This is a genomic window from Clostridium saudiense, assembly GCF_000577815.1.
GTDB classification, from domain to species: domain Bacteria; phylum Bacillota; class Clostridia; order Clostridiales; family Clostridiaceae; genus Clostridium; species Clostridium saudiense.
Window position 1 is genome coordinate 1 of the sequence record NZ_CBYM010000045.1, and the last position, 21,960, is coordinate 21,960.

Genomic DNA, 21,960 nt, shown 5'->3' on the forward strand with positions numbered 1-21,960 from the left:
TTTATTTATGAGTTCCTTTAACTACATTAAACCCTTCCTTTATCAATACTTTTTCATGCTTACTATAATCATCACATTCTACTTCTATACATCGTGCTATATGTATAGTATCAACTCCTGAATTCTTTAACTGTTTAATCTTATGTTTCCAGTTCTCATCTTCATATACTGTTTCTTTACACCCTATACAATAAAAAAACTCATTAGTATATCATTTTTTTCTTTATATATAGAGAAGGAATCAATATTTTCATAATATGATCTAAAACATCCTGTTCCAGTACATTTATTAATTAACTTTCTACAAGACATAATTGCTATCCCCATCATTACCTCCATTTATCATAGATTATATAAATTTTATCAAAAAGATATTATTCATCTAACTGATATAAGAAATATGAACCATGCCTTGATTTACAATAACATCTGCATCTACTTCATAAACATCCTTTATAAGCTTCTTTGTAAGCACTTCATTTGTCTTACCACATTTAACAATTTTACCGTCCTTCAAAACATATATTTTATCACAATACATTGCTGCAATATTTAAATCATGAATAGCTGCAATAACTTCTATATTTAGGCTTTTAACTATTCTCATAAGCTGCAATTGATATTTTATATCTAAATGATTTGTTGGTTCATCTAATATCAAACACTTAGGCTTTTGTGCTAATGCTCTTGCAAGTATTACTCTTTGTTGTTCCCCACCTGATAAACTTTGAAAACTTCTATCTTTAAACTCTAGCATATCAACCTTTTCTAAAGCATCATTTACTATGTCATAATCTTCTTTATTATCTCGCTCCATAAACTTCTTATAAGGTGCTCTTCCCATTAAAACAATTTCTTTAACAGTAAAATCAAAATTATAATTATTATGTTGAGATAATACAGATAGTTTTTTAGAGCTTTCTTTTATAGATATATTTTTCATATCAATACCATCTAACTTTATTACACCTTCACTTGGTTTTAATATTCTATATATACACTTTAAAAGAGTAGATTTTCCACTTCCATTAGGTCCAATTATTCCCACAAACTCCTTATTATCTACCTCTATATTAATGCCTTTTAATATATTATTTTTCTCTAAAGTAACATTTATATTTTCAGTTTTTATATTCATTTACTTACTACCACCAAACCCATAATTCTTTTTAATCATAAGCCATACAAATAAAGGTGAACCTATTATCGATATAACTATTCCTATTGGTATTTCAGTACCTTTTATTAATGCTCTAGAAAGTACATCTGCCCATATTAAAATTATAGCTCCTAATAAAGCTGATATTGGTATTATCTTCTTATGATCAGTTCCAAAAATCATTCTTACTATATGCGGAATTATAAGACCTACAAATCCAATCATTCCAGATACATAAACTAATAGTCCAATCATCAAAGAAGTGATTACTAAATATATAATCCTAAATTTATGCAAATCAGTACCTAGTGTAATTGATACTTCATCTCCTAATAACATTAAGTTTAAAGTCCTATATTGAGTCATAAAAAATATTACTCCTAAAATTATAATAGGCATTATAATCACTATTTCATTCCACTTTGCTCCAGCCAAACTTCCCATTAACCAAAATGTTATAGTCTTTAATTTTTGTGAATCATCTGATATATAAACCAAAAAACTTGAAAAAGAACTACAAACAGAACTTAATGCCATTCCTGCTAAAAGCAGTTTTATAGAGTTACTTCTTTCCCCTATATTAGATATAATCAAAACTAATATAGAAACTCCAAAGGCTCCTATGAACCCCATAATTCCAAGTGAGTTGCTTCCAAATGAACTTCCTATACCTAATACTACTGCAAGTGTTGCTCCTAAAGAAGCCCCAGAAGAAACCCCTAATATATATGGATCTGCTAATGGATTTTTAACTATTGCTTGCATTACAATACCAACTACTGATAATCCTACTCCAACGGCTATAGCTAACACTATTCTTGGCATTCTTATAAGCCATACTACATCTGCCACAGCACCTGTCCCAATAGATGAATCTCCAATATTCAATAATTTATATAGTATAACTTGATAAACCTCTTTTATACTAATATCAACAGATCCAATTGTAACAGCAAAGCCTATTGATAAAAAAAGTATAACTAATAGTATGACAGAAGCCCCTATATATATAGGAACTTCTTTAAAAAACTTATTTCTCATTTTCATATAATCCATTTGCAAAAGTATTTATACCATCTATAGTTCTTATTCCACTAGAATACATATCACCTAATGGTATAGAATAAACTCTTTTGTTTTTAACTGCTGAAAGGCTTGCAAATGCTGGATTTTCTAATATCTTGTTTATTTCTTCAACTGGAACATTTTCATTTCCTCTATCCATGTAAGAAACAAAAATACAATCTGGATTTAATTTAATTAAATCTTCTGCCCCTATATTTCCACCCTCTGGATTTAAAAGTTCTGCTCCTAATTTTGTTACCATATCTCCAGCTAAAGTTTTAGAACCATATGTGTATATTTTATCATCATAAAACTCTATTACCATAGCACTTTGCTTTTCTTCATTACTTACTTTTGAAGAAACCTCACTTACAGTTGATGTAATCTCATCTACTAAAGCTTGAGCTTTTTCTTCTACATTAAAAATCTTTCCTAAATTTAATATATCATTTATTTCATTTTCTATAGTTCTTTCTGATACTACACCACTATTTAATGACATATACGTATTTACACCATTTTCATTCCAATAGTCAATATCCCCTAATCTTTTATCATCAAATATAGAATACCAACTTAATATAAAATCTGGTTTTTCCATTATTATTGTTTCTTTTGATGGAGTAAAATCCTCTAAATAATTTACTTTACTAAAAGCATCTTTATACTCATCTTTAACGTCATGATCTAAACCTGCTGCTGCAACTATTTTATCTTCTAATCCTAAAGCTAACAAAGTTTCTATAGAATTTTGATAAATAGCTACTACTCTTTCCGGTGCCTTATCAAAAGTTATCTCAACAGGCTCTTTTAAATAATTATAAGTTGTTATTGTTACTGGATAATGTGAGTCATTATTTTCTTGAGATTGTACATTAGAATTTTCATTGGATGATAATTGCTTACTTGTCCCACAAGAAACAAGTCCTACGATAAGCATTACGCTTAATAGAAGTGTTGTTAGTTTTTTTAATTTTTTCATTTTTTTCTCCCTTTATCTATTTATATTTTGCTATTTTAATATAAAGATATAAGGATACTCTTTAATCTCATTCTCATATATAGAATAAGCCTACGGTGTATAACCTCAACTTTCCAAATCTGAATTTATACTGTAAAAACTAAATTACATATTTAATAATTCACTTTTGGAGTTTCAGTTAAGTTCGATTAATTAAATTACATATTTCCCCTATAGATGAAACTTAAAATCTTACGATTTGATATTTAATTTTATTAATATCACTCTTTTACCGAAGAGTATCGATATTATAATACTGGCAAGTCTCCTGACTTAAAGATCATCATACTAATTCACCTTCTCAAACATAATTTATGTTCAATGGCATATTGAATTACTACTCCCTAATTACAGTAGCGGCACTGTGTAGGATTTTCACCTAACTTCCTTTTTAATAAAAATAGATTATTAAGAAAACTATTTTTAACCAATATTACTTATTATCATTATATTTAACAACTTACTCAGTATATCTAACTATAGAAAGTTTGTCTATATTTTACTGGAAAATTACTGGACTTATTATAATTTCAGTAATCTTAATATTATAATTTAACTTCAAACTCTATCATTTTATCATCAATATTCATAACCTTAATCTTTCCTTTATGCCTATCAATAATCGCTTGAGCAATTGCAAGACCTAAACCATAACTACCATTTCTAGTTCTAGCTTTATCAACTCTATAAAAACGATCGAATAACCTATTTAATTCAATGTTACTTACATCTTTATAAGAATTTCTTACGCTCATAACAATATGTTTTTCTTTTTTCAATCTAACATAAATATTACCATTTTCATCACAATACTTAACTGCATTGTCTAATAATATTGATATCAACTTACGAAATTCAGATTCATCTCCCTTCATACTTATATCTGAATCAATATCTATATGTAATTTCTTTTTATTCTTCTTACATAAGCCTTCAAAAGCCATAGTAGTGTCATAAACTGCATCACTAAAATTAAATTCCTTGTAAATAATAGTTTGCTTCTCTTCATCCATCTTTGTTAACACAACTAAATTATTTACTAAATCACGCATTCTTTCTGCTTGCTTTTCTATTCCTTCAATCCACTCATCATTTCCATATGTGATTTCTAAAATTTCTGAATTTGCTGAAATAATAGTAAGTGGTGTTTTTAATTCATGACTTGCATCAGTAATAAATTGCTTTTGCTTTTCATAACTTTCTGCAATTGGCTTAATCGCTCTTTTAGAAAACAACGCTATTATAAATAAAACTATTAAATAGCTAATAGTTGATACTAATATAGATGTAGTAAATATAGACCAATTTGATTGTTTTGCCATTGATCCATCTAATATTACTAACATATAACCATCATTACTTTCACTTAATTTATACTTATATTCATTAATCCACCCACTTAACTTATTCTTTTTTAATATTTTTTCCGTATACTCTTTAATTTCATCATCTGAAATAGCCGAAATTTTATCTGAATAAATATTAATTATTTGCTTATTAACATCTAGGTCTATAACACAAAACCTTGTTGTAAAAGCAATCTCTCTATTTCCACTATACTTTCCTCCCCAAAAATTATGGTTTGTCATGGTATCACTTAATTCTTTTTTAGGAATAAATCCTTTATCAGTAATTGATAATCTACCGCCATTTTCGATTATTATATTTAATATATGATTTAAATTCTTTTCACTTTTAAAAATATATATCACATTAATTGAAGTCATTAAAATTGCAATTACACCCAATAAGGCCATTGCAGTGACCATTATAAACTTTTTTCTAAGCTTTTTAATCATCTTTAGCCCCCATACAATATCCAACTCCACGTATTGCATGTATTTCAATAGGCGCTTGTATTGTCGCAAATTTTTTACGTAAATTAGATATATATACCCATACTATACTTACTTCCACCTCAGAATCCCAGCCCCAAATCTTATCCATAAATTGATCTGTAGGTATTACTTGGCCTGGCATCTTCATAAGCATTTCAAGCATTTGAAACTCTCTACTAGCTAATCTCACATATTTATCGTTATATCCTAGTTCATAAGTTGCTTTATTTAATGTTACAGATTTAAACTCTAATATATCGGGTTGAAACTCCCCCTTTCTTCTAAGCATTGCCCTTAATCTAGCCAGAAGCTCTGATATAGCAAAAGGCTTTGCTAAATAATCATCTGCTCCTGCATCTAATCCAGCTACTCTGTCATCTACTTCAGCTTTTGCTGTTAATAACAATATAGGTGTTGATATTCTTTCACTTCTTAACTTAGTTAATACTTCTATTCCATCTAACTCTGGCATCATAATGTCTAAAATTATACCATCATAGTTATCTGAAACAGCATATTCATATGCTTCTTTCCCATTAAAAACTGAATCTACACTATAATTATTTTTTTCTAATATCATAACTAAAGCTTTTGATATATCCCTATCATCTTCTGCAATTAAAAGTCTCATATTTATCTCCTTTTTTTTATTTAAATATATTTTACTTTTTATATAACTCTTTTATATAACTCTTTAATATCTCCTTATTAATTTAAATATACCATTTCTAACTTAATCTAACCTTAAAGTAAACTTCACATATTATTCACTTATGCATTTAGTTTCAATTTAGTTTGAATTTATATACTTTATGTGAAGTAAAAAAACATCTATAGGAGGAAATTAAATGTATATAATAAAAAATGCTTTTAAAAGTATTGCTAGAAACAAAGCCCGTAACATTTTAATTGGTGTTATAGTTCTTGTCATTGCAACTGCTTCTTGTGTCGCATTATCTATTAGACAGGCTGCTGAAACAGCTAAAGAAGATACATTAGATTCTTTAACAATTACAGCACAAATATCTTATGATCGTTCTAAAGCTATGTCTAATATGCAAGCTTCAGGACAAGGTGGTAAGGGTAACTTTGATATTTCAAGTTTAGCTGGTACAACATTATCTCTTGAGGATTATTTAAACTATGCTGAAGCTGAAAATGAAGGTGATTCTTATTATTACACTATCACTGCATCATTAAATGCAAATGATGATTTATTACCCTATGGTTCGACCACATCTGAAGATGAAGATGAATCTACAACAACTCAACCTTATACTGGTTTAGATCAAGGAACTAGTACCATGAGGGGATCTGGAAATAAATTCCCATTTGTGGTTCAAGGTGATTTCTCTATTACTGGATGCTCTTCATATGATGCTATGATTTCTTTATTTGGAGAGGATGGAACTTACTCTATTTCAGATGGTCAAATGTTTGATGAAGAATCTAGTGATTTAGTTTGTGTTATCAGTGACGAATTAGCTATGTATAATGAATTGCTTGTAGGAGATACAATTACACTAGTAAATCCAAATAACGAAGATGAAACTTATAGTTTAACTATTTCAGGTATATATACAAATAGTGCATCTTCAGAAGGTAACCAAACTTTTGCTATGTCAGATCCAGCAAATAATATTTATATGAGTTACAATGCATTAAATTCTATAATTACTTCATCTAAAGCTATTGAAAATGCTGAAACTAACGACAGTGTTAATGAAACATCTACGGCATTAACTAGTCAATTAAACTTTACTTATACTTTTGCAAACTCTGATAATTATTACAACTTTGCTGAAAAAATTTATGATTATGGACTAAGTACTGATTATATTGTTTCATCTACTGATCTTTCAGCTTACGAAAACAGTTTAACACCTCTAAATACATTAAGTACTATGGCTGGTTGGTTCTTTTTAATAGTACTTGCTATTGGTGGAATTATCCTTGTTGTATTTAACATTTTTAACCTACGCGAAAGAAAATATGAGATTGGAGTTCTTACTGCAATAGGAATGAAAAAACATAAAGTTGCTACACAATTTATTACTGAATTATTTGCAGTAACTTTAATTGGTATAGTAATTGGTACATCTATAGGTAGTGCCATATCTGTTCCAGTTACAAATTCATTACTTGCAAATCAAATTGAAAGTGCTGAAGCTTCTTCTAATGCTATAAATGAAAACTTTGGATTCTCAAAAGACACTAATGTTAATGTAGGATCAAATAAAATGCCAGGATCTAGGCCAGGTACTACATCAATATCTTATATTGACTCTATATCTAGCGCAACAAACTTAACAGTTGTTCTTCAATTAATAGCTGTTGGTATTTTGCTTACTATTATCTCTGGTTTGGCTGCATTAATTTCAATTATGAGATATGAACCATTGAAAATTTTATCAAGCAGATCTTAGGAGGATAATACAATGAGTATTTTAAAATTAGAAAATATATGCTATCAATATGATGGTAATAAAAAACAGGTTTTAAAAGATATAAACTTTGAATTTGAAAAAGGAAAAATATATGCAATTGTAGGTCAATCTGGTGCTGGTAAAACTACTCTTTTATCAATTCTTTCTAGCCTTGCTAAACCAACTAGTGGCAAGATATATCTAAATGGTGAAGATATTAATAAAATTGATAAATATAAATTTCGTAGCAATCATGTTGGTGTAGTATTCCAAAGCTTTAATTTACTTACTCATTTAACTGCTCTTGAAAATGTAGTTTTATCTATGAACATTTCTGGAAAGAAATTTGATAATAAAAAGGAAACTGCCATAGAAATGTTAAAAAAGGTTGGATTAAATGAAGAAGAAGCTAATCGTAGAGTATTAAAATTATCTGGTGGTCAACAGCAACGTGTAGCTATTGCTCGTGCATTATCTTATGATCCTCAAATAATTTTAGCTGATGAACCAACAGGAAATCTTGATGGAAAAACACAAGATGAAATTATGGGTATATTCCATATGTTATCTAAAGAAGGAAAGTGCATAATATTAGTAACTCACTCTCCTGCTGTTGCAAAATCTGCTGATGCAGTATACAAATTAACAAGAAATTTATAAAAGAAGTTACAACTATTTAATTAAAAGTTATTACTATTAAATCAAATTTATAAAAGAAATTATATAATTTATAATTTTTAAACTAACAAAAAAACATATTAAAAGCCAGATACCTTTCTGTCTTTTTTTACTTTCATTGATTATATTCATAATGAAATATTATGAAATTTGGAGAAAATTAAAGCAATTCATACCATTTTACTAAGAATTAAACTTTCACCTCTCATTACACTATTTGATAATTATTATCTATTGATATATATTATCATTAATTGATTTATATAAACATGAGGTGATAAAAATGAAATTTATGATGGATATAAGAGAAAAGACATCTTTATTACATAGCGCTGCTGAAAATACAGGCTATATCAAAAAACTAGTAGATGGAACTGCATCAGTAGATGGGTATGCTGAGTATATTTACAACTTAGAAAAAATGTATAAAGCTATTGAAAATGCATTAGATAAAAATGAAAATAATGATGTTGTAAAACCTTTTGTAACAAAAGAATTATACCGTTCTGAACTTATGAGAAAGGATTTAAACTTCTTATTAGGAGATAAATTAAATTCTATGAAATTATTAGCTTCTACTGAAGCTTGTGTTGCAAAAATTGAAGAATTATCTGAGACTAAACCAGAGCTAGTCGTTGCATATGCTTACACTAGATTCTTAGCTGATTTATTTGGAGGAAGAACATTCCTTTCATTATTAAGTACAAGCTATAAAATATCTAATGAAGGACTAAACTACTATCAATTCCCTGAAATTAATGATTTAAGAGGATATGTTATGAAGTATCATAATATGTTAGCTGATATTAATTTATCTGATGAAATGAAAGTAGACTTTATAAATGAAGTAAACAATGCATATATTTATAATCTTGCAATTTCAAATGAATTAGATGCTAAATTAAAATAACTTCTTTATAACTTATAGTTATTATGATTTAAAATATAAAAAATGATGTTCAATATTTTGAGCATCATTTTTTATTTATTATTTAAGTTCTATTCTTTCCAAATCATCTGGAACAAATACTTGTCCATCATAAACTGTTCTTGCTTCTTTACTATAAAGTTTTTTACGCTCTGGAAGCCTCTTATCTTCTGTATGATATAAAACTAAATTTTTTACATTAAGTTCTTTTGCAAGTTTTCCAGCTTCAATAGGAGTACTATGATTTTTTTCATAAGGCTTAAATATTTCTCTATCTTCATATAAGCAAAAAGCTTCTGAAAGTAGCCAATCACAATTTTTAACATACTCCTTTGAAATCTCCTTATAAGGTTCATCACCAAGACAAACTAGTTTCTTTTGATTTGGAAGAATTGCTTTAAATCCAAATTGTTTATCCTTAGTAGACTCAATATCAAAAAATTCTATATTCATTCCTATTACATCTATTCTATCTCCATGACATACCTCATGAATGTTTATTCCATTACCAATATATTTTAATAATTTTTTAGTTAACATCATATTACTTAGGGTATTTAAAATATTAACAACTTCATTATGTCCGAAAATATTAAATTCTCCTTTATATTTTCCTTCATTCATTAATGCAGCATATTTTCTTATTATCCATATTGCTCCAATTATATGATCTGTATGTCCATGAGTAATAAACATTCCTTTAATATTTTTATAATCAATTTCTGCCTTTTCTAACTGTGATAATATACCATTTCCCCCACCTGCATCTACTAGAAAATATTCTTCCTCTCTTCTTAAAGCAAAACAAGTATTGTAACATTTTGTTACCATTGCTGAACCTGTTCCTAACATAATTAATTCCATATTGATATTATGCTCCTCCTCTTGTAATAATTTACTTATATATCTTACATAAATACATAATAAATAAAAAGCTAAATTTTTATACTAATATACTTCTTTATATCAAGCTTAATTGTTAATTAATATAAAAATTCACCATAAATAAAAAATATTACGGTGAATTTTTTTATAACTTATACACTTAATAACTCTTCTACTTCACTCATATTATTTGATGTTACAACTAATATATCCTCTGGTAGAATTATCGTATTTCCATTAGGAACTAATACCTCTCCTTTTCTTTTTATCATTACTATTAAAACATCGTCAGGAATATTTGCATCTTTTATAGATTTATTTATTAAACTACTATTCTCCTCAACTGAAAATTCGGTTAGTGTTGTGCTCTTATCTTCATGATATTCATTAAAATGTTTAAGTTTATTTCCCGATAAAACTAATATATCTCCTGGTAGAACTTCTGTAGATCCATTTGGTACAAATACATCCCCATTCCTTTTTATCATTACTACAAGAATATCTTCAGGTATATTAGCATCCATTATAGTTTTATTTGCAATAATATTATGCTCATCGATTGTAAATTCTACAAGGCTTGTACTTTTATCTTCTTTGTAATCATTAAAAGTCTTAAATACAGACTCTTCATTATCTATTAAATCTAGTTTTTTAGCCAATTTAGGAGTAATTGTTCCTTGAACAACTACAGAAAATAACGCTATAAAAAATATTATATGAAAAATATCATTATTCATTGAAACTCCATATGTCTCAGCAAATATTGCAAAAACTATGGATGCTGCGCCTCTTATCCCTACCCATGCTATAAATATCTGTTGTTTTATTGGTACCTTAAACCAATATAATATACTAAATATAGCTACTGGTCTTGCCACTAAAATCATGAATATTGATATTAATATTCCTTTTCCAATTACTAATGGTATCTTAGATGGGAATGCTAATAATCCCAACAAGAAGAATAACATAATTTGCATAAGCCATGAGATTCCATCCAAAAACTGAAATATACTTTTTTTATGTGGTATCTTAGCATTTCCTATGATTATTCCAGTAATATAAACACATAAATATCCATTTCCGCCTAAATATTCACTTAATGAATAAGCTAGTACTGCTATGGCAGTCATAAAAATAGGATAAAATCCTTCTATTTCAAACTTAAAATGTCTCAATAAATAAATAGATAATTTAGCTAAAACCACCGCTACCATCCCGCCAAGTAAAATTTGACTTAATACCATAATAAATATATTTCCATTATTACTATTAGACATTATTCCTAATACAATTGTTGTAAGCATATATGCACAAGGATCATTGCTACCACTTTCTAACTCCAACATGGATGCAATTGATCCCTTAAGATTTAATCTTTGAGATCTTAAAATAGCAAATACTGATGCTGCATCCGTCGATCCAACTATTGAACCTATAAGTAACCCCTCTAATAATGTTGTTTTAAATACTAAAAAGCAAAACACTCCTGTTAATCCAGCTGTAAAAACAACTCCTAATGTTGATAAAAGAATTGATGGTATTGCAACAGGTTTAGCCATACTCCAATTAGTTCCAAATCCTCCAAAAAACATAATGAATATCAACGCTACAGTAGCTATTTTATTAGTTAATTGATAATCATTAAAATATATTCCTACAATTCCATCTGATCCAAATAGCATTCCTAACATTATAAATATTAAAAGAATCGGTACCCCGAACTTATATAATATTTTGGTGGAAGTTATACTTATTAGTAATACCAACCCACAAATAATCATTATATTTATCATATATTACCCCCTTTATAAAATTTTATATAATACTCTCTTTTTATACTATTCATATACTTCTTTACTTGAATCCAAAAATATTAAATTTCTAATTATAAAATTTTTTATTTAAAATATTTTAATTTATGAATATGAATATGATATAATTTAAATATTATAGGAGGTGTTTTTAATGAAAGTATATTATGATACATTCATTTTTAAACCTGCTTGCTCCTTGCAAAGACTACACAAAGGTCAGCTATGCTTTGTTTGGAGCCTAAGCAGTTATTAAAATAGCTGAGACATTATTTTAGGTTCTGTAACACATAGCCTTTAGTATTCTTTGCTTTATATTTTAATTATTTAAAATTAAGGAGTAAGGAAATGAAATATATTAAAGCAACAGATGTGTTACCTTTAGAAATTCTTGAGATTATCCAAGAGTATATAGATGGAGAATATATTTATATCCCAAGAAAGTGCGAAAATCATAAATCCTGGGGAGAAAAAAGTGGTATAAAAGATAGTCTTGAGATAAGAAATAAGGAAATATATAGAAAATATCTTAAAGGCAATACCATAGATGAGTTAACTAAAGAATATTTTTTGTCAGAAAAAAGTATTAGAAGAATTATAAATAAACAAAAACAATTATGCTCATAATTAATACAGAAGCATTTATTAGATTGAATACTTGTTTTAAAGTATGCTATTCTTTCATTGTTATATTTCAATGAATGTTTTAGTAATTGAAATTAAGATGATTATTTTACCTTCATTAATATGTACAAATAATCATCTTTTTATTTGTTAGTTAATAATAAAATTATAGTCAATACTACATAGTATAAATTTGATTTTCTAAAAATGAGGTGTATTTTTATGGATACTTTTATAAAAAAACAAGAATATAATTATATAAAAAACTGCTTATTTGATTTAAATAATGCTTTTAGAAACTGTATTGATCCTAATATCGTTGAAACTACTAAAATTTGTACTCAAGATAAAATTTTATCATTTTTTAGTAATTTATCAGAAGAACAAAAAGAAATCCTTAATATAAGTAAAGTAACTGATCCTTTGGATATATCTACTTACTTAAAGGATTTAAATCAATATGTATATGGAATGCCTACTATTACAGGTTCTGAAATTAATAAAGTATTTAAAAAGGAAAAGAAGCTTAAACTTCCTGATTTAAGTATACAAGACTCAAAACTAGTATATTTAGGTTGGATTGATGAATCGACTAGAAAACTTCTTATAACTTATAATATGGATGGTAAACTATTAGGAATGGCTTGTAGGCTTACTTCTTCAAAAAGAAATAGTACTAATATCTGCACTCTTTGTAACCATATAGGCTCTGAAAGTGAAGTTGCATTTGTTTCTCCAATTTGTAAACCCCAAAGCCAAGATGACTATAAATCCCTAGGTTTTTATGTATGTTTAAATAGTTTAGAATGTAATGAAAGAATCACTTCTACTGAAAAGCTTGAACAACTTATAAAGGCTGTTAATAGAATAAAGTAATTATTTTCTTCTACCTAGATATTTATTTATCTTAATAATATGTAATATTACTAATGTCAAATTAAAAGGAGTATCAAAAAATACTCCTTTAAACATTTCACTAATACCAAATACCTCTTATGCAATATTAATTTCTTTATTTACTTTAAATTTCTTAATATAAGGATTTCTATAAAACGCATATATAAGTTGTGCAGTCATAAAACACCAAATAATTGGCTCACAAAGTATAACCCCTAAGTATCCCATACTTGGAATAACTAATATAACAAATATAATCTTTCCAAAGAATTCAATAATACTAGATACTAATGGAACAACTTTCTTACCTAATCCTTGTAATGAATATCTCAAATTAAATAATATTCCTAATACTCCATAAAAAGGTGCATTTATTCTTAAATACCTTGCACCATTACTTATAACTATATTCTCACTAGAACCAGATAATAATTTAACTAACATAGGCGCTGCAAAAAATAAAACTCCTGTTATTATAACTCCCCATGCAATAGCTATTAAATTAGAATAATATACTGACTTTCTAATTCTATCCCCTTGATCCGCACCTTTATTTTGAGAAACAAATGTAGAAACTGAATGCGCTACCGCTACTATTGGCATAATGCAAAAGCTATTAAGCTTTCTGGCAGCAGTATGTCCAGCAATAGTTAAATACCCAAGTCCATTTATAGCACTTTGTAAAATAACAGTTCCTGTAGATACAATTGCCATCATAAATCCCATAGAAAGGCCTTGTCCTAACAGTTCTCTATATAGCTCCTTTCCAACAGCAAAATGTTTCTTCTTTGGAATAAGGATTTTACTTTTTGAATATATATATGAAATACATAATACAACAGAAATACCTTGAGATATAATTGTTGCAACTGCTGCTCCTTTAATTCCCATATTAAATTGTGTAATAAATAATATATCCAATCCTATGTTTAATAAAGATGATATTACAAGAAATACTAATGGCATAAAGCTATTTCCTATAGCTCTTAATAAACCTGCACATAAGTTATATGCAAACATAACTCCTACAAATAATGTAATTGTTGAAATATAAGAATATGATTCCTCTATTATGTTTGATGGTGTATTTAGTAATCTTAATAATGGCATTAAAAATAATTGAGAAATAACCATAATTATTACAGTGATAAAAAATCCTATAACAATTGATCCTGCCACTGATTTTCTTAGTAGTTTAGTGTCATTTGCTCCATAACTTCTTGCTGTTACCATACTTAGTCCATTACCTATACCTAATGCAAAACCAATTAATAATTCATATACTGCAGAGCTTGCCCCTATTGCAGCTAATGATGTATCTCCTAAAAAATTTCCTACAATCATTATATCTACAGTATTATATAATTGTTGAAATAAATTTGAAATGAATAATGGTATTGCAAAAATTATTAATGATTTAAGAATTTTCCCTTTTAATAAATCTACATTTGTATTTAACATCTCACATACCCCTATAGTATTTTTCTTACCTTTAAGTATACAACTTGTAGCTTACTCTAAGTCAATAGTTTTTACCATAAATTGAATATTTTTTACATATTCCCACTAAAAAATGGCAAGCTTTTAAATAGCTTACCATCTTAATATTCTTCCTATACAGGGTAGCATCTTATTTTTCAATATATTTACAATTTATATAAATATGATTGATAAAAATAAGTAATCTTTCATATAGTGGTTCTACTTTATCACCAAATCTTTTTACTAAATCTTCACCTATTTGTTTCACAGTTTTATTTCCATCAATATCAAGAAATACTGCACTGCTAATTTCATCAAACTCTATTTCTTTATATAAAGGAATCCTGAACTTTAACTTTCTAAAAAACCTTTGAATTCTATGGTCTTGTTTTTCAAAAATTGTAACTCTTCCATTATCATCAATTTTATATTCTACATTATCACAAATTCTAAATTTTAAATTCAAAACATTTTCATTATCCTTCATTTTTCTTCACCTTTGACATCATAATTGGAATTGTAGTAGCTATAACTAGAATAATTAATAATATTATTCCCATCATATTACTAGCTACAAATCCTGCCGGTGTTCTAGGTTTTATAACTCCTGTTACTTGTAATATAATTCCTACTAATCCAATAATAGAACCACCAGCAACAAGTCCTGAAGATAAACTTATTCCATTTGAAACTTTAACCTCTTTTTCCTCATCACTTTTGCTCATTTTTTCAACAAATACACGTATTAATGCTCCAACTAATATTATTGTTGTTGTTGATATTGGTAAATAAAAACCTATTGCTATAGTCATTATTGGCAAATCTAATAAAAATAAAACTAATGCCATAACGACTCCAACTATAATCATAGGCCAAGGTAAATTTCCTAACATTATTCCTGAAGTTAATGTAGCCATTAAATTTGCTTGTGGTAATGCAAATGGTGCATCTGCACCTGTGACAGCTAATTGACTAGATAATAACATTATTGTTCCTGTAGTAACAATAACTCCAATTATGCTAGCTATTGCAAAGCAATTTTGCATTTCCTTTTTACTTCCGCCAATTACATATGTAACTTTTTGAGATTGACTATAACCACCTGCTACTGATATCGCAACAACCATAAATGCCGCAAATAGTAATAATGATTTATTATCAGCTTGCCCTGTCCAGCCCATTATAACAAATACTAATGTTAATATTACTAATGAAGCTATTGTCATTCCTGATACAGGAAGATTTGATGTACCTATTGTTCCTGTTAAACGTCCTGCAACTATTACAAATAATAAAGATAATATTAATGAAACAATAGCTGCAACTACGGCCATTAAAATACTATTAGAAATAAAAAATCCTGCTACAAATGCAATTACAATACCAACTAAAAGTATTATCATTTCCCCAGAGCTCTTTTCTCCACTACCTTCATTACTTGATCTAGCCTTTAATGTTTCTTTTATAGATACAACTATTGTGGGTATAAGTTTTAAAGCACCTATTATACCTCCACAAAGCATCATTCCTGCTCCTATATATTTAACATAGCTTCCTGTTATAGCATTCACATCCATTTGATTGATAAGTACTGTAGTATCATTCCATGTTTTAGCATTCATTTCTGCCATATCAGTAAAATAACCTATTAAAGGTGCAATACCAAAATTAGATAATAATGATCCTGCAAACATAGTTAATGATACTTCTAATCCAACTATAAACCCTATTCCAAGTAAAAGTGGATTTACTTCTATAGAAAACTTCCATTTATAAAATTTACTTCCTACATAAGTAATAGTGTTATTAATTAAATTCAAAAATGATCCTGTTAAAACATTTATGATACCGCTAATTCCAAATCCGATTCCCATAAACTTAATAGCATCTCCGCCACCTTCTGATGCTACTAATGTTTCAGATATAGCCATTGATTCTGGATACATAAGCTTTCCATGTTCTTCAACTATCAAATAATTATATACTAATGATAATGCTCCTATCCCAAATAAGGCACCACCTATCCCTACACTTATTCCCTCTAAAAAAGTTACATTACTTCCTATTAAAATAATTGCAGGTAATACATAAATCATTCCACTTGCTATTGATTCACCGCCACTTGACATACCTTGTGTTATATTCTTTCCAAGTATTCCTTTATCCTTAGCAAATACTCCAATAAACATTGAACCAATTATTGCCCCTGGAATCCCTGCAGCTACTGTTAGCCCTGATTTCATTCCTGAATATGCAGTAGATGCTGCAAATATAGTTGCTAATATTATTCCAATTATTATTACAGCAATATTAGTTCCACTTTTTGATTTATCTCTTATATATGGAACATAGTCTCTTCCATGTACCCCACCATAGGCCTGTTTAGATAATTTGTTTTTCATATATAATCTCCTTCCTTTGTTTTATTACTGCAATATAGTTAGTATATGCATTTTATTTTTTTACATAATTGGAGATTATATTTTTTTATCTTTAATATTTTCTATATAGCTACCTTTATTCTTAATCCTCTACAATATCTTTATTTGCAGGTCCCTCTATTAACTTTCCTTTATAATCAAATCTTGAACCATGGCAAGGACAATCCCATGTTAATTCATCTGCATTCCAATGAAGTTGACATCCTAGATGTGCACATTTTGTTGATACAATAAATTCTTTTCCATCTTTATTTTTATATACTCCAACCTTTTCACCATTATACTCAACAATTCCAGCATGCCCATTCTTAATATGCTCTATTTCACTACTTGGAATATATATTTTTTGTGCTATAAAATTCTTAGCTGTTTCAACCATGTCATTAGCAATATTATTAATGGATAATGATAAATCAAACCTTTTTGGTGAAAATATTTCTGAAAAATCATTTTCATTTCCTAATATAAAATCTGAAATTATCATGGCTGATACCATAGCACTTGTCATTCCCCATTTATTAAATCCAGTAGCTACGTATATATTAGGTGTACTATCAGAGTATCTTCCTATATATGGTATACCATCAATTGTAATACAATCTTGTGCTGACCAGTGATACTTTTCATTTGAATTTGGATATATTTCTTTTGCAAATTTTCTTAATGCATCATAACATCCTCCATTTTCATTTTCACCAGTTCTTTGACTTATTCCACCTAATAGTAGTAACCCTTTATAATTTCTAAATGAATATCCTTGTTTTTCATAATCTATATACATTCCATCAATACTATCTGCATTTTCTAAAGCTATAACGTAAGATCTTTCTTGATGCATCTTCATAAAATAATATCCTGGAGCATTCATTATTGGATAATGAGTAGCTACCACTATATGATTTGCTTCTATATCTCCTTTATCAGTATGCACTAAGTTTTCATCTATTTTTATAGCTCTAGTATTTTCATATATAACTAAATCTTTTGAAATATCTTTTAAAAATTTTAATGGATTAAATTGTGCTTGGTTATTAAACTTAATAGCCCCTTTAACTTCTAATGGAAGATTAATTTTTTCTACGAATTCTGCATCTATTCCTAATTTTTTAGCTGCTTCTACTTCTTCTTTTATTTTATCGATTTCATTTAAGGAATAAATATATGCATCAACTTCTTCAAAATCACATTTTATTTTTCTTTCATCTATAATTTCTTTATACTTCTTTATAGCTAATTCATTAGCTCTTGCATACTGCTTAGCTTTTTCTTCTCCAAATTCTTTTATCAACTTATCATAAATCAAATCATGTTGTGATGTTATCTTTGCTGTAGTACATTTTGTATTTCCACTTGCAGTTTCAGACTTATCTATTAATACTACTTCTTTACCACTTTGCTTTAATAAATAACCTGTTAATATTCCTGCTATTCCAGCTCCAATAACTAATATATCAGTTTTTATATTGCCTTTTAAATCTTCTCTTTTATCAAATTTGCAGTTCTCTTCCCATATTGATTTCATAAAATCACCTCCTTTATATTGTTTCACTCTTCTTATTCTATATGCAGATACATTTTCTTATTTTAAAACAATATTTCTCTACCATTATTCCCCTTTTATATAACTTATATTAACGAATACTCAATACTTATAGTTTCGCCGCTACTCATATTTTTGATCTTAATTTTCTTCTTTTTAACTTTCCCTTAACTAATTAATAATCTCCATAAACTTCTTTTACTTCTTTTAAATAAGGAATTGAAGGCTGAGCACCTTTTCTTTGAACTGCTATAGATGATACCTTATTTCCAAAACTCACTGCATCTATTAAATTTTCTTTATTAATATTTTTAAAATCTAATTTTGAACTTACTCCCCCAATAAAACTATCCCCTGCTGCGGTTGTATCTATAGCATTCACCTTATATGCTGGCACTATCTCACAAAAATCTTTTCCTATCACAGCTGCCCCTTTAGAACCTAAAGTAATTACTACAAACTTTACTCCTTTTTCTAAAAATACCTTTCCTGCTTCATTAGCTTCATCTAAATTATTAACAGTAACACCAGTGAGAACTTCTGCTTCAGTTTCATTTGGCACTATAATATCTGTAACTTTTAAAAGCTCATCATTTATTTTCTTTGCTGGAGCTGGATTCAATATCGTTACTTTTCCTAACTCTTTAGCTTTTTTAAATACTTTTAATGTCATTTCTTCAGCTGTTTCAAATTGAGCTATAACTATATCAGCCTCTTTAATCTTTTGTATAGAAGTATCTATTTCTTCTTCATTAATTGCCATATTTGATCCTGATACAACTACTATTGAATTATTTCCACTTTCATTAACCATAATAAAAGCCATTCCTGTTGCTTCCTTTTCATCTTCAAAAACACATTCTGTACTAATCTTATCCTCTTCTAACTTACTCTTAAGAATCTTACCATTTTCATCTTTTCCTATTTTGGCTATCATAGAAACTTCTGCTCCACACCTCCTAGCTGCAATAGCTTGATTAGCTCCTTTTCCACCTGCAATCTTTTCAAATGATTTTGATAGGATTGTTTCTCCAATCCTTGGTATCTCATTAACTTTTACTACTAAATCCATATTAATACTTCCAAGCACACATACTTTATTCATAAATTTTCCTCCTTAATTTGCACCACTAAACTTTATTATGCTAATTTAATTTTATGATATTACTTATGTAACTCTCCTTCAATTAAATTTTATTTTTATAACTCACTCCAAAATGTTCCTTTTGATATATCATATATTTTATAACTATACTACTAAATTTTTGATATAATATTACAAGAAATAATATAAGGAGGAAACTATGAATATAATTGTTTGTTTAGATGATAAAAATGGAATGATGTTCAATAAAAGAAGACAAAGCCAAGATAAACTTCTTAGATCTGATATAAAAGAATTAGTTAAATCCAAAATTCTTTACATGAATAACTATTCTTACAAACTATATAAAGATATAGATGATGGAAATATTAAAGTTTATGAAGACTTTTTAAATGAATGCAATGAAAATGACTTCTGTTTAGTTGAAGATAAATCATTATATAAGTATATTGATAAAATTAATACTATAGTTATCTATAACTGGAACCGAATTTATCCTACTGACTTACATTTTGATATTGATTTAAATAATAACTCATGGGAGTTAATGAATGAATCTGAATTTGAAGGATCATCCCATGAAAAAATAACAAAAAAAATTTATAGGAGAATACACTAATGAAAAAATTACTTAAATTTAAAAACTCATTAATTATGATGCTAGGAGTCTTACTGTGCTTAAGTGGACTTATTAGTTGTTCTATAACTATTGATCTTTCTACAGACAATAATGGACAAGTAATCGAAAATTCTAATGATACAAATTCATCTACCCAAAATACAACTGCTGATAGTAGTAATATCACTATTGATAATATTCCAGCATATTCTGGTGACGATTATATTATTTTAAATAATAATATACCTAATTTTTCTGAATCAGATTTAACGACTACCTCATTTGAAGAATATGCTCCTTTAGATGATTTAGGTAGATGTGGAGTTGCATATTCAAATATAGGAACTGATATAATGCCAACAGAAAAAAGAGAATCTATTAGTTCTGTTAAACCAAGCGGATGGCACTCTGTAAAATATGATATTGTTGAAGGAAAGTACCTTTATAACAGATCTCACTTAATTGGATATCAATTAACTGCTGAAAATGCAAATGACAGAAATTTAATTACTGGAACAAGATACTTTAATGCTACTTTAATGCTTCCATACGAAAACATGGTTGCCGACTATATTAAAGAAACAAATAATCATGTTTTATACAGAGTAACTCCAGTATTCGAAGGCAATAATCTTGTTGCTACTGGCGTTCAAATGGAAGCAAAATCTGTTGAAGATAATGGAGAAGGTATTGAATTTAATGTGTTTGTATATAATGTACAACCTGGTATTACAATAGATTACGCTACTGGCGATAGTGCTCTTAGTGGCGAAGAAATAACTAATACTAGTTCTTCAAGTAACTCAAACAATACTTCAAATAATTCTTCAAACACAACTTCTTCTAACAATACTACATCTACCGAAGAAATAATAATAAGAGGAAATTCTAAATCAAAAATATATCATTGCCCTGGTCAAAGGGATTATGAAAATATGGCTGATTCTGATTACTTAGTTAATTTTAATAGCGAAGAAGAAGCTATATCTGCTGGATATAGAAAAGCTTCAAGATAAATTTAAAGGGGCTGTCGCACTAAATAATTAGTGCGAGGCCCCTTTTGCAAAAAAAAAATAAATCCCAGACTCTATAAGCCTAGGATTTATGGTAAAATATTTTTCATGCTAACAAAAAAAATCTTACAACAAAATTATACTTTAAATCGAAAGTTTTATCAATTAAAACTTTCTTTTGATATAGATTGCATAATTCCAGAAAATGATTCGGTGAGATTACTAAGTCAGTTTGTAGAAGAGATGGATTTAACTAGACTATATTCTACTTATTTTAGAATAAGAGAAAATCAAGTACCGCCAATGAATATGCTGAAAATTATGCTTTATGGATATATGAATGGACTTTATTCTTCAAGAGATATAGAAACTGAATGTCGAAGAGATATCAATTTTATGTTTCTACTAGAGGGTGCTTCGCCTTC

General features: G+C 27.9%; 22 protein-coding genes and 1 riboswitch. Of the genes, 8 read left to right on the plus strand and 14 right to left on the minus strand.

Going from position 1 to position 21,960, the window contains the following annotated elements; all coding sequences use genetic code 11:
* Position 1: 1 nt before the first annotated feature.
* The 7 genes from TY07_RS18855 to TY07_RS15250 all read right to left on the minus strand — a co-directional run bounded on the left by TY07_RS18855 (position 2) and on the right by TY07_RS15250 (position 5,714).
* Positions 2-187: a CGGC domain-containing protein gene (locus TY07_RS18855; protein ID WP_341349586.1), complete on the minus strand. Its 186-nt coding sequence runs from the start codon at positions 185-187 to the stop codon at positions 2-4.
* Positions 184-327 carry a CGGC domain-containing protein gene (locus TY07_RS18860; RefSeq protein ID WP_341349584.1) on the minus strand — a complete coding sequence of 48 codons (144 nt, stop codon included), beginning with the start codon at positions 325-327 and terminating at the stop codon, positions 184-186. The genes TY07_RS18855 and TY07_RS18860 overlap by 4 nt, the downstream gene beginning before the upstream one ends.
* 55 nt (positions 328-382) lie before the next feature.
* The gene (locus TY07_RS15230; RefSeq protein ID WP_042402043.1) at positions 383-1,138 is read right to left on the minus strand and encodes an ABC transporter ATP-binding protein; all 756 of its coding nucleotides are present in this window, start codon (positions 1,136-1,138) and stop codon (positions 383-385) included.
* Positions 1,139-2,206: a FecCD family ABC transporter permease gene (locus TY07_RS15235; RefSeq protein WP_341349587.1), complete on the minus strand. Its 1,068-nt coding sequence runs from the start codon at positions 2,204-2,206 to the stop codon at positions 1,139-1,141.
* Positions 2,190-3,206: an ABC transporter substrate-binding protein gene (locus tag TY07_RS15240; protein ID WP_042402045.1), complete on the minus strand. Its 1,017-nt coding sequence runs from the start codon at positions 3,204-3,206 to the stop codon at positions 2,190-2,192. Before TY07_RS15240 ends, TY07_RS15235 begins: the two co-directional genes overlap by 17 nt.
* 280 nt (positions 3,207-3,486) lie before the next feature.
* A riboswitch (cobalamin riboswitch) is annotated at positions 3,487-3,692 on the minus strand.
* 98 nt (positions 3,693-3,790) lie between these two features.
* Entirely contained in the window at positions 3,791-5,044 is a 1,254-nt protein-coding gene (locus TY07_RS15245; RefSeq protein ID WP_042402047.1) for a sensor histidine kinase, read from the minus strand.
* Positions 5,037-5,714, minus strand: coding sequence for a response regulator transcription factor (locus TY07_RS15250; RefSeq protein WP_042402049.1), 678 nt, complete (start codon positions 5,712-5,714; stop codon positions 5,037-5,039). Before TY07_RS15250 ends, TY07_RS15245 begins: the two co-directional genes overlap by 8 nt.
* Positions 5,715-5,931: 217 nt before the next feature.
* Here TY07_RS15250 and TY07_RS15255 point away from each other — a divergent pair, with 217 nt between their 5' ends.
* From TY07_RS15255 to TY07_RS15265, 3 genes are all read left to right on the plus strand, one after another.
* Complete coding sequence (locus TY07_RS15255; protein ID WP_042402053.1) at positions 5,932-7,509, plus strand: ABC transporter permease; 1,578 nt, start codon at positions 5,932-5,934, stop codon at positions 7,507-7,509.
* Between the two features lie 12 nt (positions 7,510-7,521).
* Positions 7,522-8,169 carry an ABC transporter ATP-binding protein gene (locus TY07_RS15260; protein WP_042402058.1) on the plus strand — a complete coding sequence of 216 codons (648 nt, stop codon included), beginning with the start codon at positions 7,522-7,524 and terminating at the stop codon, positions 8,167-8,169.
* 301 nt (positions 8,170-8,470) lie between these two features.
* Positions 8,471-9,097 (plus strand): biliverdin-producing heme oxygenase, encoded by a 627-nt coding sequence (locus TY07_RS15265; RefSeq protein WP_042402061.1) that lies wholly within the window; start codon positions 8,471-8,473, stop codon positions 9,095-9,097.
* Positions 9,098-9,175: 78 nt separating this feature from the next.
* On the opposite strand, the gene TY07_RS15270 is transcribed toward TY07_RS15265, so the two are convergent.
* Together TY07_RS15270 and TY07_RS15275 are read right to left on the minus strand one after the other, a co-directional pair.
* Positions 9,176-9,979 (minus strand): MBL fold metallo-hydrolase, encoded by an 804-nt coding sequence (locus TY07_RS15270; protein ID WP_042402064.1) that lies wholly within the window; start codon positions 9,977-9,979, stop codon positions 9,176-9,178.
* A gap of 173 nt (positions 9,980-10,152) precedes the next feature.
* Entirely contained in the window at positions 10,153-11,796 is a 1,644-nt protein-coding gene (locus tag TY07_RS15275; protein ID WP_042402066.1) for a potassium/proton antiporter, read from the minus strand.
* A gap of 366 nt (positions 11,797-12,162) precedes the next feature.
* Between TY07_RS15275 and TY07_RS15280 the strand changes: the two genes are divergently transcribed.
* On the plus strand, positions 12,163-12,441 hold the full coding sequence (locus TY07_RS15280) for a CD3324 family protein (protein WP_042402069.1): 279 nt from the start codon (positions 12,163-12,165) through the stop codon (positions 12,439-12,441).
* Between the two features lie 219 nt (positions 12,442-12,660).
* Positions 12,661-13,314, plus strand: coding sequence for a FusB/FusC family EF-G-binding protein (locus TY07_RS15285; protein WP_042402070.1), 654 nt, complete (start codon positions 12,661-12,663; stop codon positions 13,312-13,314).
* A gap of 117 nt (positions 13,315-13,431) precedes the next feature.
* Here the strand turns inward: TY07_RS15285 and TY07_RS15290 are convergent, their stop codons facing one another.
* From TY07_RS15290 to rbsK, 5 genes are all read right to left on the minus strand, one after another.
* Positions 13,432-14,796: an MATE family efflux transporter gene (locus TY07_RS15290; RefSeq protein WP_042402073.1), complete on the minus strand. Its 1,365-nt coding sequence runs from the start codon at positions 14,794-14,796 to the stop codon at positions 13,432-13,434.
* 169 nt (positions 14,797-14,965) lie between these two features.
* The gene (locus TY07_RS15295) at positions 14,966-15,304 is read right to left on the minus strand and encodes a PqqD family peptide modification chaperone (RefSeq protein WP_042402076.1); all 339 of its coding nucleotides are present in this window, start codon (positions 15,302-15,304) and stop codon (positions 14,966-14,968) included.
* A complete protein-coding gene (locus tag TY07_RS15300) occupies positions 15,294-17,219 on the minus strand; it encodes an OPT family oligopeptide transporter (RefSeq protein WP_042402078.1) in 1,926 nt (641 codons plus the stop codon). Before TY07_RS15300 ends, TY07_RS15295 begins: the two co-directional genes overlap by 11 nt.
* Positions 17,220-17,340: 121 nt before the next feature.
* Entirely contained in the window at positions 17,341-18,780 is a 1,440-nt protein-coding gene (locus TY07_RS15305) for an FAD-dependent oxidoreductase (protein ID WP_042402082.1), read from the minus strand.
* Between the two features lie 193 nt (positions 18,781-18,973).
* On the minus strand, positions 18,974-19,903 hold the full coding sequence (gene rbsK, locus TY07_RS15310) for a ribokinase (protein ID WP_042402085.1): 930 nt from the start codon (positions 19,901-19,903) through the stop codon (positions 18,974-18,976).
* Positions 19,904-20,102: 199 nt separating this feature from the next.
* Here rbsK and TY07_RS15315 point away from each other — a divergent pair, with 199 nt between their 5' ends.
* The 3 genes from TY07_RS15315 to TY07_RS15325 all read left to right on the plus strand — a co-directional run.
* The gene (locus TY07_RS15315; RefSeq protein ID WP_042402088.1) at positions 20,103-20,522 is read left to right on the plus strand and encodes a hypothetical protein; all 420 of its coding nucleotides are present in this window, start codon (positions 20,103-20,105) and stop codon (positions 20,520-20,522) included.
* Positions 20,522-21,538 (plus strand): DNA/RNA non-specific endonuclease, encoded by a 1,017-nt coding sequence (locus TY07_RS15320; RefSeq protein ID WP_042402093.1) that lies wholly within the window; start codon positions 20,522-20,524, stop codon positions 21,536-21,538. Before TY07_RS15315 ends, TY07_RS15320 begins: the two co-directional genes overlap by 1 nt.
* Positions 21,539-21,643: 105 nt before the next feature.
* The coding region (locus tag TY07_RS15325; protein WP_042402096.1) for a transposase at positions 21,644-21,960 on the plus strand (317 nt) is incomplete at its 3' end.

Excerpts from the sequence above, each read along its gene's own strand:
- TY07_RS15230 (WP_042402043.1), bottom strand. The coding sequence starts at position 1,138 with ATGAATATAAAAACTGAAAATATAAATGTTACTTTAGAGAAAAATAAT.
- TY07_RS15285 (WP_042402070.1), top strand. The coding sequence starts at position 12,661 with ATGGATACTTTTATAAAAAAACAAGAATATAATTATATAAAAAACTGC.
- TY07_RS15245 (WP_042402047.1), bottom strand. The coding sequence starts at position 5,044 with ATGATTAAAAAGCTTAGAAAAAAGTTTATAATGGTCACTGCAATGGCC.
- TY07_RS15300 (WP_042402078.1), bottom strand. The coding sequence starts at position 17,219 with ATGAAAAACAAATTATCTAAACAGGCCTATGGTGGGGTACATGGAAGA.
- TY07_RS15250 (WP_042402049.1), bottom strand. The coding sequence starts at position 5,714 with ATGAGACTTTTAATTGCAGAAGATGATAGGGATATATCAAAAGCTTTA.
- TY07_RS18860 (WP_341349584.1), bottom strand. The coding sequence starts at position 327 with ATGGGGATAGCAATTATGTCTTGTAGAAAGTTAATTAATAAATGTACT.
- TY07_RS15235 (WP_341349587.1), bottom strand. The coding sequence starts at position 2,206 with ATGAAAATGAGAAATAAGTTTTTTAAAGAAGTTCCTATATATATAGGG.
- TY07_RS15255 (WP_042402053.1), top strand. The coding sequence starts at position 5,932 with ATGTATATAATAAAAAATGCTTTTAAAAGTATTGCTAGAAACAAAGCC.
- TY07_RS15305 (WP_042402082.1), bottom strand. The coding sequence starts at position 18,780 with ATGAAATCAATATGGGAAGAGAACTGCAAATTTGATAAAAGAGAAGAT.
- TY07_RS15270 (WP_042402064.1), bottom strand. The coding sequence starts at position 9,979 with ATGGAATTAATTATGTTAGGAACAGGTTCAGCAATGGTAACAAAATGT.
- TY07_RS15280 (WP_042402069.1), top strand. The coding sequence starts at position 12,163 with ATGAAATATATTAAAGCAACAGATGTGTTACCTTTAGAAATTCTTGAG.
- TY07_RS15260 (WP_042402058.1), top strand. The coding sequence starts at position 7,522 with ATGAGTATTTTAAAATTAGAAAATATATGCTATCAATATGATGGTAAT.
- TY07_RS15315 (WP_042402088.1), top strand. The coding sequence starts at position 20,103 with ATGAATATAATTGTTTGTTTAGATGATAAAAATGGAATGATGTTCAAT.
- TY07_RS15240 (WP_042402045.1), bottom strand. The coding sequence starts at position 3,206 with ATGAAAAAATTAAAAAAACTAACAACACTTCTATTAAGCGTAATGCTT.
- TY07_RS15290 (WP_042402073.1), bottom strand. The coding sequence starts at position 14,796 with ATGTTAAATACAAATGTAGATTTATTAAAAGGGAAAATTCTTAAATCA.
- TY07_RS15265 (WP_042402061.1), top strand. The coding sequence starts at position 8,471 with ATGAAATTTATGATGGATATAAGAGAAAAGACATCTTTATTACATAGC.
- TY07_RS15320 (WP_042402093.1), top strand. The coding sequence starts at position 20,522 with ATGAAAAAATTACTTAAATTTAAAAACTCATTAATTATGATGCTAGGA.
- TY07_RS15295 (WP_042402076.1), bottom strand. The coding sequence starts at position 15,304 with ATGAAGGATAATGAAAATGTTTTGAATTTAAAATTTAGAATTTGTGAT.
- rbsK (WP_042402085.1), bottom strand. The coding sequence starts at position 19,903 with ATGAATAAAGTATGTGTGCTTGGAAGTATTAATATGGATTTAGTAGTA.
- TY07_RS15275 (WP_042402066.1), bottom strand. The coding sequence starts at position 11,796 with ATGATAAATATAATGATTATTTGTGGGTTGGTATTACTAATAAGTATA.